We start from the raw sequence: 15259 nt of genomic DNA on the forward strand, positions 1-15259 counted from the left end.
GGTACCGGCAGGGTTAACATCCGATTGCCCTGCCGAATCTGATACGAGAATACGCAAACTTATGAAGCCAATTTTTAGCCGTGGCCCGTCGCTACAGATTCGCCTTATTCTGGCGGTGTTGGTGGCGCTCGGCGTTATTATTGCCGACAGCCGCCTGGGTACGTTTAGCCAAATCCGAACGTACATGGATACCGCCGTCAGTCCTTTCTACTTTATTTCTAATGGTCCCCGTGAATTACTCGACGGCGTGTCGCAAACGCTGGCCTCGCGTGACCAACTCGAACTTGAAAACCGGGCGCTGCGTCAGGAACTGCTGCTGAAAAACAGCGATCTGCTGATGCTGGGGCAATATAAACAGGAGAACGCGCGCTTGCGCGAGCTGCTGGGATCGCCGCTGCGTCAGGATGAACAAAAGATGGTCACTCAGGTCATCTCAACGGTTAATGACCCTTACAGCGATCAGGTTGTGATCGACAAGGGCAGCGTAAACGGCGTCTATGAAGGTCAGCCGGTCATCAGCGATAAAGGCGTAGTCGGTCAGGTCGTTGCCGTGGCAAAACTGACCAGCCGCGTGCTGCTGATTTGCGATGCTACCCACGCGCTACCCATCCAGGTATTGCGTAACGATATCCGCGTGATTGCTGCCGGTAACGGCTGTACGGACGATCTGCAGCTCGAGCATCTGCCGGCCAATACCGACATTCGCGTGGGTGACGTGCTGGTGACCTCCGGTTTGGGCGGTCGCTTCCCTGAAGGTTATCCGGTTGGTGTTGTTTCTTCCGTTAAGCTGGATACTCAGCGTGCTTACACCGTGATTCAGGCGCGTCCAACGGCAGGCTTACAGCGTTTGCGCTATTTGCTGCTGTTGTGGGGCGCGGATCGTAATGGCGCGAATCCGATGACGCCGGAAGAGGTGCATCGCGTAGCCAATGAACGTCTGATGCAAATGATGCCACAGGTCCTGCCTGCACCAGACGCGATGGGCCCGCCTGCGCCAGTTCCTGCACCGGCGACAGTCGTGACTCCGACTCCAGCGACGACAACGCCGCCAGCACCTTCTCCGCGTAAGCCGGGAGGGCAGTAAGTGGCAAGCTATCGTAGCCAGGGACGTTGGGTTATTTGGCTCTCATTCCTGATTGCACTTTTACTGCAAGTGATGCCCTGGCCGGACGACATTCTTGTTTACCGGCCAAACTGGGTGCTGCTCATTTTGTTGTATTGGATCCTGGCGCTGCCGCATCGCGTAAATGTGGGCACAGGATTTGTGGTGGGTGCCATACTGGATCTCATTAGCGGCTCCACGCTGGGCGTGCGGGCTTTGTCGATGAGTATCATTGCCTATCTGGTCGCGCTGAAATTCCAGCTATTCCGTAACCTGGCGCTCTGGCAACAGGCGCTGGTGGTCATGTTGCTATCACTGGTCGTGGATATTATTGTTTTCTGGGCCGAGTTTTTAGTGATCAACGTCTCTTTCAGACCCGAAGTGTTCTGGAGTAGTGTAGTTAATGGTGTGCTTTGGCCATGGCTATTCTTACTGATGCGCAAAGTCCGCCAGCAGTTTGCGGTGCAATAAGGTTGATATGAATACTCTGTATCTGGCTTCTGGTTCCCCACGTCGTCAAGAACTGCTGACTCAGCTTGGCGTGGCTTTTGAGCGACTGGTTCCGGGGATTGAGGAACAGCGGCATCCGCAAGAGAGCGCACAGCAGTATGTTGTTCGCCTTGCGCGTGAAAAGGCACAGGCAGGCGTTGCGCTGGCTGCGCGAGATTTGCCGGTGCTGGGTGCGGATACCATTGTTATCCTAAATGGCGAAGTGTTGGAAAAACCACACGACGCCACGCATGCAGCCGCAATGCTACGCAAGCTGTCAGGCAAAACACACCAGGTGATGACGGCGGTGGCATTAGCCGATCGTCAGCACAGTCTGGACTGCCTGGTGGTAACGGAAGTGACGTTCAGAGCACTAACCGATGAGGACATCGCGGGCTATGTTGCCAGCGGTGAACCAATGGATAAAGCAGGTGCATACGGTATTCAAGGGTTGGGTGGCTGTTTTGTCAGGAAGATAAATGGCAGCTATCACGCCGTGGTCGGCTTACCGCTGGTAGAAACGTATGAGTTGCTGAGCAATTTTAACGCACTGCGTGAAAAAAGGGATAAACATGACGGCTGAATTGTTGGTAAACGTAACGCCCTCGGAAACACGGGTGGCGTACATTGATGGCGGTATTCTGCAGGAAATTCATATTGAACGTGAGGCGCGACGCGGAATCGTAGGCAATATCTACAAAGGTCGTGTAAGTCGTGTACTTCCGGGTATGCAGGCGGCTTTTGTAGATATTGGACTGGATAAAGCCGCATTTCTTCACGCTTCAGACATCATGCCGCACACCGAATGTGTGGCAGGCGAAGAACAGAAGCAGTTCACCGTTCGTGACATCTCCGAACTGGTACGCCAGGGCCAGGATCTGATGGTGCAGGTGGTCAAAGATCCGTTGGGTACGAAGGGCGCACGCCTGACGACGGACATCACGCTGCCTTCCCGTTACCTTGTCTTTATGCCCGGAGCCTCGCACGTTGGGGTTTCTCAGCGTATCGAAAGTGAAACCGAGCGCGAACGCCTGAAAAAAGTGGTGGCGGATTACTGCGATGAGCAGGGCGGATTTATTATTCGCACGGCGGCAGAAGGTGTTTGCGAAGAAGATCTGGCTTCGGATGCCGCGTACCTTAAGCGCGTCTGGACTAAAGTTATGGAGCGCAAAAAGCGCCCGCAAACGCGTTACCAGATGTACGGCGAGCTGGCGCTGGCGCAGCGCGTGTTGCGTGATTTTGCTGACGCCCAGCTTGACAGGATCCGCGTGGATTCCCGCCTGACGTATGAAGCGTTGCTGGAGTTTACGGCAGAATACATCCCTGAGATGACCAGCAAGCTGGAACACTACAGTGGACGACAGCCCATTTTCGATCTCTTTGATGTTGAAAATGAAATTCAGCGTGCGCTAGAACGCAAGGTTGAGCTGAAATCCGGCGGCTATTTGATTATCGATCAAACCGAAGCCATGACCACCGTGGATATCAACACCGGTGCGTTTGTTGGACATCGTAATCTCGATGACACCATCTTTAATACCAACATTGAAGCTACGCAGGCTATCGCGCGTCAGCTGCGTCTGCGTAACCTGGGCGGCATTATCATTATCGATTTTATCGACATGAGTAATGAAGATCACCGCCGTCGGGTGCTGCATTCTCTGGAACAGGCGCTGAGTAAAGATCGTGTGAAAACCAGCATTAACGGCTTTTCACAGCTGGGGTTGGTGGAGATGACGCGTAAGCGCACGCGTGAAAGCGTGGAGCATGTGCTGTGCAACGAGTGTCCGACCTGCCACGGACGTGGTACGGTCAAAACGGTCGAAACCGTATGCTATGAAATTATGCGTGAGATTGTGCGCGTTCATCATGCTTATGACTCCGATCGTTTCCTGGTCTATGCTTCTCCGGCAGTGGCTGAAGCTCTGAAAGGTGAAGAGTCACACGCGTTGGCTGAAGTGGAAATCTTTGTCGGAAAACAGGTTAAAGTACAAATCGAACCGCTCTATAACCAGGAGCAGTTTGACGTCGTTATGATGTAGTTAAACACCTGATGGCGATACCTTGTAGGCCGGATCAGGCGTTCACGCCGCCATCCGGCAAAACGGTTTTTTGAGTCACATTTTTTGGCAGACAAGGAGAGAGGCGTGAGGCGATTGCCGGGGATTTTACTGCTCACTGGAGCCGCGCTCGTCGTCGTCGCAGCGCTGCTGGTCAGTGGTCTGCGCCTTGCGTTGCCGCATCTCGATAGCTGGCGTCCCACGATCCTTAGCAAGATTGAGTCAGCCACCGGCATGACCGTTTCTGCCAGCCAGCTTTCTGCCAACTGGCAAAGTTTTGGCCCCACCCTTGAAGCCCGCGATATCCACACTCAACTGAAAGACGGTGGCGAATTCTCGGTCAAACGCGTCACGCTGGCGCTGGATGTCTGGCAAAGCTTGCTGCACATGCGCTGGCAGTTTCGCGATCTCACCTTCTGGCAACTGCAGTTGCGCACCAATACTCCTATCCAGCGTAGCGACAATGACGACGGTGTTGAACCCGGGCGTGTCAGCGATCTGTTCCTGCGTCAGTTTGATCATTTTGATCTCCGCGATAGCCAAATCAGTTTCTTAACCCTTTCTGGTCAGCGTGCGGAACTGGCGATCCCTCAGCTTACCTGGCTGAACGGAAAAAACAGGCACCGCGCCGAAGGCCTGGTTAGTCTCTCCAGCCTGACCGGGCAGCACGGCATCATGCAGGTGCGGATGGATCTACGTGATGACGAAGGGCTGTTGAATAATGGCCGGGTCTGGCTACAGGCTGACGACATCGACGTTAAACCGTGGCTGGGGAAATGGATGCAGGATAACGTCGCACTGCAAACGGCGCGCTTTAGCCTGGAAGGGTGGATGACGCTCAGCAAAGGCGAAATCTCCAGTGGCGATGTCTGGCTGAAGAAAGGCGGAGCAAGCTGGAAAGGTGACAATAACACGCACACGCTGTCTGTTGATAACCTGACTGCGCATATTAGCCGTGAGCAGCCCGGTTGGGTGTTCGCGATCCCGGATACGCGCATCACGATGGATGACAAACCCTGGCCGAGTGGCGCACTCACCCTGGCCTGGATCCCCGAGCAGGAAGTGGGGGGCAAGAATAGCAAGCGCAGCGATGAGCTACGTATTCGTGCCAGTAATCTCGAGTTAGCGGGGCTGGAAGGGCTGCGACCCATGGCGGCAAAGCTCTCTCCCGAATTGGGCGATATCTGGCGGGCCACGCAACCGAGCGGAAAAATAGATACGCTGGCGCTGGATATCCCGTTACAGGCGACAGAAAAAACGCGCTTCCAGTCCTCATGGACCGATCTGGCCTGGAAACAGTGGAAGCTGTTACCAGGAGCCGAGCACTTCTCCGGTACGCTTGCCGGTAGCGTTGAAAACGGTGCGCTTACTGTCGCCATGAAGCAGGCAAAAATGCCGTATGAAACCGTCTTCCGTGCACCGCTGGAAATAGAAGATGGCGTAGCAACGTTAAGCTGGCTGAAGAATGACAAAGGTTTTCAGCTGGACGGGCGAAATATTGATGTTAAAGCAAAAGCCGTCCATGTGCGTGGCGGGTTTCGCTATCTGCAGCCAACAGGTGATGAGCCGTGGCTGGGCATTCTGGCGGGGATCAGCACCGACGACGGCTCTCAGGCCTGGCGCTATTTCCCGGAAAATCTGATGGGTAAAGACCTTGTTGACTACCTTAGTGGTGCGATTCAGGGCGGTGAAGCGGATAACGCCACGCTGGTGTACGGTGGGAACCCGCATCTGTTCCCGTACCTACACAATGAAGGGCAGTTTCAGGTACTGGTGCCGCTGCGCAATGCTAAGTTTGCTTTCCAGCCTGACTGGCCAGCGCTTACCAATCTCAACATTGAGCTGAACTTCATTAATAACGGCCTGTGGATGAAGACAGACGGCGTCAATTTAGGTGGGGTAAGAGCCAGCAACCTGACGGCCAATATTCCCGACTACGCAAAAGAAAAGCTACTGATTGATTCCGACATCAATGGTCCGGGAAAGGCAGTCGGGCCGTATTTTGATGAGACACCGTTGAAGGATTCGCTGGGCGCTACGCTGGAGCAGCTCCAGATTGACGGCGATGTGAATGCTCGCTTACATCTGGATATCCCGCTTGATGGTTCGCTGGTGACCGCCAAAGGTGATGTCAACCTGCGTAATAACAGCCTGTTTATTAAGCCACTCGACAGTACATTAAAGAATCTGAACGGCAAATTCAGCTTTATTAACGGCGATCTCAAGAGTGAGCCGATGACGGCCAACTGGTTTAATCAGCCGCTGAACGTCGACTTTTCCACCACCGAAGGCGCTAAAGCCTATCAGGTTGCCGTGAATATGGATGGCAACTGGCAGCCAACCCGCATGGGCATACTGCCTACGCAGGTGAATGAAGCCTTAAGCGGTAGCATGGCGTGGAACGGCAAAGTAGGTATCGATCTTCCATACCATGCTGGGGCGACCTACAACATCGAACTGAAAGGCGACCTGAAGAATGTAAGCAGTCACTTACCTGCGCCGCTGAATAAGGTGGCCGGCGAGTCTCTGCCGTTAAACGTGAAGGCTGACGGCAACCTGCGCAGCTTCAATTTGACTGGTAACGCGGGGAATAAAAACCACTTTAACAGCCACTGGCTACTGAACCAGAAACTGACCCTTGACCGTGCCATCTGGACATCGGAAAGCCGTACGGTACCTGACTTACCCGAGCAGCAAGGCGTTGAACTCAATCTTCCGCCAATGGATGGTGCACAATGGCTGGCGTTGTTTAGCAAAGGCGCGGCGGACAACGTTGGCGCAAATGCGAACTTCCCGCAGCGTATAACGGTACGCACGCCGTCATTATCGCTGGGCGGCCAACAGTGGAACAATCTCAGCATTGTGTCTGAGCCTTCGTCGAATGGCAGCAAAGTGCAGGCGCAAGGGCGTGAGATCAACGCGACGCTAGCGATGCGCAATAACGCGCCGTGGCTGGCAAACGTGAAGTATCTCTATTACAACCCGAGTGCTGCAAAATCCGCACCGAGCGCAACGTCTGCCTCGCCGTTTTCTACCATCAATAGCGTTAGCTTCCGTGGCTGGCCAGACGTTCAGTTACGCTGCGAAGAGTGCTGGATGTGGGGGCAGAAATACGGGCGTATTGACGCGGACGTCGCTATCAAGGGCGATACGCTGACCTTGAGTAATGGGCTGCTGGATACGGGTTTTGCCAGACTGACCGTTGACGGTGAATGGGTTAACGCGCCGGGTAATGAGCGTACGTCGCTGAAGGGAAAACTGAACGGCAATAAAATAGACTCTGCTGCCGGTTTCTTTGGCGTATCGACCCCGATCCGCAACTCCTCATTCAACGTCGAGTACGATTTGCACTGGCGTAACCCGCCCTGGGATCCGGATGAAGCATCTCTGAATGGTATTTTGCGTACCCGTCTGGGCAAAGGTGAACTTACTGAACTCAGTACCGGACATGCTGGACAGTTGCTGCGCCTGCTGAGCTTTGATGCGCTGCTACGCAAACTGCGTTTCGATTTTAGCGATACGTTTAGCGAAGGCTTCTATTTTGACTCCATTCGCAGCACGGCGTGGATCAAAGATGGCGTGATGCATACTGACGATACGCTGGTGGATGGTCTGGAAGCCGATATCGCCATGAAAGGCTCGGTGAATCTGGTGCGCCGTGAACTGAATATGGAAGCCGTGGTGGCGCCGGAAATTTCTGCCACCGTAGGGGTGGCTGCCGCGTTTGCCGTCAACCCGATTGTCGGCGCGGCGGTGTTTGCCGCCAGTAAAGTTCTGGGACCGCTGTGGAGCAAAGTCTCGATTCTGCGCTATCGCATAACCGGCCCGGTTGATAAACCGCAGATTAACGAAGTTCTGCGTCAGCCGCGTAAAGAAAGCCAGCAATGATTTGACGGGGGCGAGTAATTGCCCCAATCTCACTACATAGATCTTCTACCGCAGTAACTAATGAGTAGCAAAACGATGAGTCTGAACCTGGTAAGTGAACAATTGCTAGCGGCGAATGGCCTGAAACATCAGGATCTGTTTGCCATTCTGGGCCAACTGGCCGAACGCCGTCTTGATTACGGCGATCTCTATTTTCAGTCGAGCTATCACGAATCCTGGGTTTTAGAAGACCGCATCATTAAAGATGGTTCTTACAACATCGATCAGGGCGTTGGTGTGCGTGCTATCAGCGGTGAAAAAACAGGCTTTGCCTACGCAGACCAGATTAGCCTGTTGGCGCTGGAGCAAAGCGCTCATGCCGCCCGTACTATCGTGCGTGACAACGGTGATGGCAAAGTCAAAACGCTGGGAGCGGTTGAGCATCAGGCGCTCTACACCTCGGTTGATCCGTTGCAAAGTATGAGCCGTGAAGAGAAGCTGGATATTCTGCGCCGCGTTGATAACGTGGCACGTGCCGCCGACAAGCGTGTGCAGGAAGTGACCGCCAGCCTGACCGGTGTTTATGAGCTGATTCTGGTTGCTGCGACTGACGGCACGCTGGCGGCCGATGTTCGCCCTCTGGTGCGCCTGTCCGTTAGCGTGCAGGTTGAAGACGACGGCAAACGTGAACGTGGCGCCAGCGGCGGCGGTGGTCGTTTTGGCTATGACTATTTCCTTGGCGATCTTGACGGCGAAGTACGTGCTGACGCGTGGGCGAAAGAAGCGGTGCGCATGGCGCTGGTGAATCTCTCTGCGGTAGCCGCTCCGGCAGGTGCTCTGCCGGTAGTGCTGGGCGCAGGCTGGCCGGGCGTGCTGCTGCACGAAGCGGTAGGTCATGGTCTGGAAGGCGACTTTAACCGTCGTGGGACGTCGGTATTTAGCGGTCATATGGGTGAGCTGGTGGCATCAGAACTGTGCACCATCGTGGATGACGGTACGATGGTAGACCGCCGTGGCTCAGTGGCTATTGATGACGAAGGTACGCCAGGTCAGTACAACGTCCTGATTGAAAACGGTATTCTGAAAGGCTACATGCAGGACAAGCTGAACGCGCGTCTGATGGGCGTGGCGCCGACCGGTAACGGACGTCGCGAATCTTACGCGCATTTGCCGATGCCGCGTATGACCAACACCTATATGCTGCCGGGAAAATCCACGCCGCAGGAAATTATCGAATCTGTCGAATACGGTATTTATGCACCGAACTTTGGCGGCGGTCAGGTGGACATCACGTCCGGGAAGTTTGTGTTCTCAACTTCTGAAGCGTATCTGATTGAAAACGGTAAAGTGACCAAGCCGGTGAAAGGCGCGACGCTGATCGGCTCCGGCATTGAAGCGATGCAGCAGGTTTCGATGGTGGGCAACGACCTGAAACTGGATAACGGCGTCGGCGTTTGCGGTAAAGAAGGGCAGAGCCTGCCGGTAGGCGTGGGTCAGCCGACGCTGAAGGTGGATAGCCTTACCGTAGGCGGTACCGCGTAATATTATGATGTTGGCCCGATAAGCGCATCGGGCATCTTGCCGGATACGGTGTAAACGCCTTGTCCGGCCTACAATCTCTCTATTTTTCTTTGCCCCTGCCGTACATCCCCTGAAACAACTGCGCCACGTCGACAAAATAGTCTGTCAGATAGTTAATCACCACCTGCACCTTGAGCGGCAGCTTGTCTTTTTCGGTATACAGCGCGTAAACCGGGCGCGGATCTGACTGGTAGCGGGGCAGGAGGATCTCCACTTCACCATGGTTGATCTCATTGATCACCCACATCAGCGGGACATAGGCAATACCCGCACCCGCAGCCAGCCAGCGAACTAGCGTCATTGGATCGTTAGTCACGAAGCGTCCCTGTGGGATCAGACGGGTAGAGATCCCCTCTGGGGCGATTAGCTCAAATTCATTATCCGGGCGAACGCTGTATTCGAGCCATGAATGGTTGCTGAGATCGGCGGGTTTTTCCGGGATGCCAAACTGGGCGAGGTAACTTTTCGCGGCACAAACCACCATCGGCATGGTCCCCAGACGACGCGAAAAAAGGCTGGAATCTTGTAGCGCACCAACGCGGATAACCACGTCCAGACCGTCGGCAATTAAATCCGGGGCCGGGATGCCGGTGACCAGATTGACCGCCAGTCCGGGATACTCTTTCAGCATTTTTGCGGTCAGTCCGGCGAGGACATTTTGTGCCATGGTTGAAGAACAGCCGATCCGTAGCGTACCGATCGGCGTGTTGTTAAACGCATAAAGCTGCTCGTGAACGTCCTGCACTTCGTGCAGCATGCGACGGCAGCCCTGATAATAAATTTTTCCGGCCTCGGTCAGCCCAATGCTACGTGTGCTGCGGTTTAGCAGCTTAACCTGCAGTTCATCTTCCAGTTTTGATACCGTCTGGCTTATCGATGAAACGCTCATTTGCAGCTGTCTGGCTGCGGCGGTGAAGGAGCCAAATTCGACGACTTTGGCGAACACCGACATACGTTTTAATCGTTCCATTGTTCACTCTGGCTTAAAAGTGATTTAGATCACATAATATAGATAACAGCATAACAGTTACGCTAATATATTATTATTCAAATAACAGCTATGTCGCTCTCGCCTGGCTCATCCTTGCCCTTCTCTGCGGTGACATACGCTCAATAATCGATCGCCTGCATTCTCTTAAGCTACCAAGGTCAACATGAGTCTCTTTCCCGTTATCGTGGTGTTTGGTCTTTCCTTCCCACCGATTTTTTTCGAATTGCTTTTGTCACTGGCGATTTTCTGGCTGGTGCGCCGGGTGCTGGTTCCAACTGGCATCTATGATTTTGTCTGGCATCCGGCTCTGTTTAACACCGCGCTGTATTGCTGTTTGTTCTATCTAATAACGCGTCTGTTCGTTTGAGGTTGAAGTGAAAACACTAACAAGAAAACTCTCCCGTACGGCCATTACCGTGATACTGGTCATTCTGGCCTTCATTGCCATTTTCCGCGCATGGGTGTTCTACACCGAGTCGCCGTGGACGCGTGATGCGCGCTTTAGTGCCGAAGTCGTCGCTATCGCACCGGATGTCGCGGGTCTTATCACCAACGTTAACGTGCATGATAACCAACTGGTGAAAAAGGATCAGGTCCTGTTCACTATCGACCAACCGCGCTATAAAAAAGCCCTTGAACAAGCCGAAGCGGACGTCGCCTATTATCAGGTTCTGGCACAGGAAAAACGTCAGGAGGCGGGACGTCGTAACCGTCTTGGCGTTCAGGCCATGTCCCGCGAAGAGATTGATCAGTCGAATAACGTGCTACAAACCGTATTACATCAGCTTGCGAAGGCGCAGGCGACCCGCGATCTTGCAAAACTCGATCTCGAACGTACGGTCATCCGTGCACCAGCCGACGGTTGGGTGACTAACCTTAACGTCTATTCCGGTGAATTTATTACCCGTGGCTCTACTGCAGTGGCGCTGGTCAAACAACACTCCTTCTACGTGTTGGCTTATATGGAAGAAACTAAGCTTGAAGGCGTGCGTCCGGGTTATCGCGCCGAAATTACGCCGCTTGGCAGCAATAAGGTCTTGAAAGGTAGCGTAGATAGCGTGGCGGCGGGCGTAACGAATGCCAGCAGCACGCAGGATGCAAAAGGCATGGCGACCATTGACTCCAACCTTGAATGGGTTCGACTGGCGCAGCGTGTGCCGGTGCGCATCCGTCTTGATGACCAGCAGGGAACCCTATGGCCAGCCGGTACTACGGCGACCGTGGTCATCACCGGTAAGCAAGATCGCGATGCCAGCCAGGAATCCTTCTTCCGTAAAATGGCGCACCGTCTGCGCGAGTTTGGTTAATCACGATGGGCATTTTCTCCATTGCCAATCAGCATATCCGTTTTGCGTTAAAACTGGCATGCGCCATTGTGCTGGCGCTGTTCGTTGGCTTTCATTTTCAGCTTGAGACCCCACGCTGGGCGGTACTGACTGCGGCGATTGTGGCTGCGGGCCCCGCTTTTGCGGCGGGTGGAGAACCGTATTCTGGTGCGATCCGCTATCGCGGGATGCTGCGTATTATCGGAACGTTTATCGGCTGTATTGCGGCACTGGTGATTATCATCAGTATGATCCGTGCGCCGCTGCTGATGATCCTGGTGTGCTGTATCTGGGCCGGTTTTTGTACCTGGATCTCTTCGCTGGTGAAGATCGAGAACTCCTACGCCTGGGGGCTTTCGGGCTATACGGCGCTGATTATCGTCATTACTATCCAGGCGGAGCCCCTGCTGACACCGCAATTTGCCCTCGAACGCTGTAGCGAGATCGTGATCGGTATTGTCTGCGCCATTGTTGCGGATCTGCTCTTTTCGCCCCGTTCGGTGAAACAGGAAATTGACGTCGAGCTGGACGGCCTTTTGGTGGCGCAGTATCGGCTCATGCAGTTGTGTATTAAGCATGGCGACAGCGAAGAAGTGGACAAAGCCTGGGGCGATTTAGTTCGTCGAACGGCGGCGCTGGAGGGGATGCGCAGCAATCTGAACATGGAATCCTCCCGCTGGGTGCGCGCCAACCGCAGGCTTAAAGCGCTGAATATGCTGTCATTCACGCTGATTACCCAGTCCTGCGAAACCTATCTTATCCAGAACACGCGACCGGAACTGATTACGGATACTTTTCGTGAGTTGTTCGATACGCCAGTTGAAACTGTGCAGGATGTCCATAAACAACTGAAGCGTATGCGCCGGGTGATTGCCTGGACCGGCGAGCGTGAAACACCGGTCACGATTTATACCTGGGCCGGTGCGGCGACTCGCTACCTGCTATTGAAACGCGGCGTTGTTAGCAATACAAAAATTAGCGCTATAGAAGAAGAGATCCTGCAGGGCGAGCCGGTGGTAAAAGTGGAATCCGCCGAGCGCCATCATGCGATGGTCAACTTCTGGCGCACTACGTTGTCTTGCGTGCTGGGGACTTTGTTCTGGCTGTGGACCGGCTGGACGTCGGGTAGCGGTGCAATGGTGATGATTGCGGTGGTCACCTCACTGGCGATGCGCTTACCCAATCCGCGTATGGTGGCAATCGACTTTATCTACGGCACGCTGGCGGCGTTACCGCTGGGTGCGCTCTATTTTCTGGTTATTATCCCCAATACCCAGCAAAGCATGCTGTTACTGTGTTTGAGTCTGGCGGTTCTGGGGTTCTTCCTGGGCATCGAAGTCCAGAAGCGACGTCTGGGATCGATGGGCGCGCTGGCCAGTACCATAAATATCATCGTGCTGGATAACCCGATGACCTTCCACTTTAGCCAGTTCCTCGACAGCGCGCTTGGGCAGATTGTTGGCTGTGTGCTGGCGTTTCTCGTGATTGTGGTGGTGAGAGATAACTCGCGCGACAGAACCGGTCGTGTGCTGCTCAATCAGTTTGTGTCAGCGGCGGTTTCGGCTATGACCACCAATGTGGTGCGTCGTAAAGAGAACCATCTTCCGGCGCTGTATCAGCAGCTGTTTTTACTGATGAACAAGTTCCCTGGCGACCTGGCGAAGTTCCGCCTGGCGCTGACGATGATCATCGCACACCAGCGTCTGCGCGATGCGCCGGTACCGGTAAACGCGGATTTATCCGCCTTTCACCGCCAGCTACGACGCACCGCCGATCACGTGATTTCCGCAGGAAACGACGACAAACGCCGACGTTACTTTAGCCAACTACTGGAGGAGCTTGATATCTATCAGGAGAAGTTAAACCTCTGGCAAGCGCCTCCTCAGGTGACGGAACCGGTCAAACGACTCACCGGCATGCTACACAAGTACCAGCATGCGTTGGCCAGTAGCTAAGCACTAAAAACCGACGTCAGAAGCGTCGGTTTTTTTATGGCTATACTTACCTGACGTGTGGGAGTTCCCAGCATACAGGTAGTCTGCAGAGTGACTGGCGTCGGGATGGTAGCTATAGATGAACATCTATACATTTGATTTTGATGAGATTGAAGATCAGGGTGATTTCTACCGCGAGTTTACGCGGACATTCGGCCTGGCTCGGGAAAAGGTGAGCGATCTTGATTCGCTGTGGGAGGTGGTGATGGGAGAAGTCCTACCCCTGCCTCTGGAGATTGAGTTTGTCCATTTACCGGACAAACAACGCCGACGCTACGGCGCGCTGATTTTGCTGTTTGATGAAGCAGAAGAGGAGCTGGAAGGGCAATTGCGCTTTAACGTCCGACACTCTATGTAAGACATAAAAAAGCCCCCGGCAGTGGGGGCAAGTCGTCTCGGACCACACGACGAGGGTTTATTTGTACAGCTCAGCTGTCGCATGCCAGTGAGCGCCTTCACGGAGTTCGGTCACGCGGTAGCTGCTGGCGCCTGCTTTTTCAGCTTTAGCGACTATTGCCTGACGCATATCCATCGGTGAACTACCAATCTGAGAGACAGAGATGGTACCCATGGATTGCAGATTCTGTGCTTCTTGTGTGTTCACCTGATTAACCGCCGCGCTGGCGCCAAAAGAAAGAACGGAGAGCAGGCTTAAGGTTGCAACAGTTGTTTTGATTTTCATGATATATACCTCGTCGAATTCTTTTATTGGGGTCTTCGTTTCGTGACCCTCATCACAAAATCAAGTATACACTAATCACGCGATAAATTAATACCACGCTAATTGTTTCTTCCGTAATTAGGTGTTAAAAACTGTAGTTTTAATAACTAAGTGGAATTAAAAACGCATAGCTGAAATTTAGTTGTTTAAAAAACGCAGTAAATTCATAAAGATAACTAATTTCGCAATTTGTGCGTTTATTACGTTTGGTATTCACTGCGCGAATGATTAAAGGCAGTGAAACGCACTATTTGTTAAATTCCAGGTAGTGAAAAATAGAGGCTGGGGGTCAGAAAGGAAGGTTTTCCCCCGCCACACAGTGCGGCGGGGAAGTGGATCACAGCTCTTGTTCGAACAGTTCCAGAATGGCTTCGTACAGATCTTTTACTGAAAAACCCATAGCCGGGGTGGTGAAGATGGTATCGTCGCCCGCAATGGTGCCGAGGATACCTTCAGCCTTGCCCAGTGAGTCCAGCAGACGTGCTATCAGCTGTGCGGCGCCTGGACTGGTATGAATGACCACGACCGCATCGTTATAGTCGATATCCAGCACTAAATTTTTCAGCGGACTGGAGGTCGTTGGTACACCCAACTCCGCCGGAAGGCAGTACACCATTTCCATTTTGGCATTGCGGGTACGCACGGCGCCAAACTTGGTCAGCATGCGTGAAACCTTGGACTGGTTGATATTATCAAAGCCCTGATCCTGCAATGCGAGGACGATTTCGCCCTGAGAGCTGAATTTCTCTTCTTTGAGTAGCGCTTTAAACGCCTTTACTAATTCTTCTTGTTTAGCCGAGCTTCGCATAAGTCACCCGTAATATGGCGGTAGAAACAACATTATTGTGCATACAGATGAATTTTTATGCAAACGGTCTGCCTCGTTCAAGGCTGAAATAATGTTATGAAAGAGCGGAATTTTATCAAATTTCGTTATCAAGAAACATGCCTATGTCACGGTGCGCAAATAAGCTTAAAAGTAAATCAATTGTTATCAAATTGATGTTGTTTTGAGAGGGTAGTAAGGTATATTGTCAGCATCTGTTGGAAAGTTGCTCTACTGTGCGGGTCGTTTTGAATTACGTAACTTAGGTTTTATTTTACGTAAATTAAATGCATAAAAGCCAAA

General features: G+C 53.1%; 13 protein-coding genes. 10 read left to right on the forward strand and 3 right to left on the reverse strand.

The window, feature by feature from the left end; translation table 11 throughout:
* The first annotated feature begins 61 nt into the window (after positions 1–61).
* The 6 genes from mreC to tldD all read left to right on the forward strand — a co-directional run bounded on the left by mreC (position 62) and on the right by tldD (position 9060).
* Entirely contained in the window at positions 62–1084 is a 1023-nt protein-coding gene (gene mreC, locus E4Z61_RS19310; RefSeq protein ID WP_135324128.1) for a rod shape-determining protein MreC, read from the forward strand.
* Positions 1085–1573 carry a rod shape-determining protein MreD gene (mreD, locus tag E4Z61_RS19315; RefSeq protein WP_103928680.1) on the forward strand — a complete coding sequence of 163 codons (489 nt, stop codon included), beginning with the start codon at positions 1085–1087 and terminating at the stop codon, positions 1571–1573.
* A gap of 7 nt (positions 1574–1580) precedes the next feature.
* Positions 1581–2174, forward strand: coding sequence for a Maf family protein (locus E4Z61_RS19320; RefSeq protein WP_135324129.1), 594 nt, complete (start codon positions 1581–1583; stop codon positions 2172–2174).
* Positions 2164–3633, forward strand: a complete 1470-nt coding sequence (gene rng, locus E4Z61_RS19325) for a ribonuclease G (protein WP_135324130.1) — start codon at positions 2164–2166, stop codon at positions 3631–3633. The genes E4Z61_RS19320 and rng overlap by 11 nt, the downstream gene beginning before the upstream one ends.
* Before the next feature lie 105 nt (positions 3634–3738).
* Entirely contained in the window at positions 3739–7539 is a 3801-nt protein-coding gene (gene yhdP / locus E4Z61_RS19330) for an AsmA2 domain-containing protein YhdP (protein WP_135324131.1), read from the forward strand.
* Positions 7540–7614: 75 nt separating this feature from the next.
* Complete coding sequence (gene tldD / locus E4Z61_RS19335) at positions 7615–9060, forward strand: metalloprotease TldD (protein ID WP_135324967.1); 1446 nt, start codon at positions 7615–7617, stop codon at positions 9058–9060.
* A 79-nt stretch (positions 9061–9139) separates the two neighbouring features.
* Here tldD and aaeR read toward each other — a convergent pair whose 3' ends face one another.
* Positions 9140–10069 (reverse strand): HTH-type transcriptional activator AaeR, encoded by a 930-nt coding sequence (gene aaeR / locus E4Z61_RS19340; RefSeq protein ID WP_135324132.1) that lies wholly within the window; start codon positions 10067–10069, stop codon positions 9140–9142.
* A gap of 184 nt (positions 10070–10253) precedes the next feature.
* Here aaeR and aaeX point away from each other — a divergent pair, with 184 nt between their 5' ends.
* The 4 genes from aaeX to E4Z61_RS19360 all read left to right on the forward strand — a co-directional run bounded on the left by aaeX (position 10254) and on the right by E4Z61_RS19360 (position 13767).
* Entirely contained in the window at positions 10254–10457 is a 204-nt protein-coding gene (gene aaeX / locus E4Z61_RS19345; RefSeq protein WP_003025177.1) for a p-hydroxybenzoic acid efflux pump operon protein AaeX, read from the forward strand.
* A gap of 7 nt (positions 10458–10464) precedes the next feature.
* Entirely contained in the window at positions 10465–11397 is a 933-nt protein-coding gene (aaeA, locus tag E4Z61_RS19350) for a p-hydroxybenzoic acid efflux pump subunit AaeA (protein ID WP_135324133.1), read from the forward strand.
* Positions 11398–11402: 5 nt separating this feature from the next.
* Complete coding sequence (gene aaeB / locus E4Z61_RS19355; RefSeq protein ID WP_135324134.1) at positions 11403–13370, forward strand: p-hydroxybenzoic acid efflux pump subunit AaeB; 1968 nt, start codon at positions 11403–11405, stop codon at positions 13368–13370.
* Positions 13371–13488: 118 nt separating this feature from the next.
* The gene (locus tag E4Z61_RS19360; RefSeq protein ID WP_135324135.1) at positions 13489–13767 is read left to right on the forward strand and encodes a barstar family protein; all 279 of its coding nucleotides are present in this window, start codon (positions 13489–13491) and stop codon (positions 13765–13767) included.
* Positions 13768–13824: 57 nt separating this feature from the next.
* On the opposite strand, the gene yhcN is transcribed toward E4Z61_RS19360, so the two are convergent.
* Positions 13825–14091 (reverse strand): peroxide/acid stress response protein YhcN, encoded by a 267-nt coding sequence (yhcN, locus tag E4Z61_RS19365; protein WP_135324136.1) that lies wholly within the window; start codon positions 14089–14091, stop codon positions 13825–13827.
* Between the two features lie 376 nt (positions 14092–14467).
* Positions 14468–14938 (reverse strand): transcriptional regulator ArgR, encoded by a 471-nt coding sequence (argR, locus tag E4Z61_RS19370; protein ID WP_096755477.1) that lies wholly within the window; start codon positions 14936–14938, stop codon positions 14468–14470.
* Positions 14939–15259: the final 321 nt, after the last annotated feature.

It is taken from the genome of Citrobacter tructae (genome assembly GCF_004684345.1).
Taxonomy (GTDB): domain Bacteria; phylum Pseudomonadota; class Gammaproteobacteria; order Enterobacterales; family Enterobacteriaceae; genus Citrobacter; species Citrobacter tructae.

What these genes read in the sequence shown, in the direction of transcription:
- mreC (WP_135324128.1), top strand. Translation starts at nt 62, where the DNA reads ATGAAGCCAATTTTTAGCCGTGGCCCGTCGCTACAGATTCGCCTTATT.
- E4Z61_RS19320 (WP_135324129.1), top strand. Translation starts at nt 1,581, where the DNA reads ATGAATACTCTGTATCTGGCTTCTGGTTCCCCACGTCGTCAAGAACTG.
- rng (WP_135324130.1), top strand. Translation starts at nt 2,164, where the DNA reads ATGACGGCTGAATTGTTGGTAAACGTAACGCCCTCGGAAACACGGGTG.
- tldD (WP_135324967.1), top strand. Translation starts at nt 7,615, where the DNA reads ATGAGTCTGAACCTGGTAAGTGAACAATTGCTAGCGGCGAATGGCCTG.
- aaeR (WP_135324132.1), bottom strand. Translation starts at nt 10,069, where the DNA reads ATGGAACGATTAAAACGTATGTCGGTGTTCGCCAAAGTCGTCGAATTT.
- aaeX (WP_003025177.1), top strand. Translation starts at nt 10,254, where the DNA reads ATGAGTCTCTTTCCCGTTATCGTGGTGTTTGGTCTTTCCTTCCCACCG.
- aaeB (WP_135324134.1), top strand. Translation starts at nt 11,403, where the DNA reads ATGGGCATTTTCTCCATTGCCAATCAGCATATCCGTTTTGCGTTAAAA.
- E4Z61_RS19360 (WP_135324135.1), top strand. Translation starts at nt 13,489, where the DNA reads ATGAACATCTATACATTTGATTTTGATGAGATTGAAGATCAGGGTGAT.
- yhcN (WP_135324136.1), bottom strand. Translation starts at nt 14,091, where the DNA reads ATGAAAATCAAAACAACTGTTGCAACCTTAAGCCTGCTCTCCGTTCTT.
- argR (WP_096755477.1), bottom strand. Translation starts at nt 14,938, where the DNA reads ATGCGAAGCTCGGCTAAACAAGAAGAATTAGTAAAGGCGTTTAAAGCG.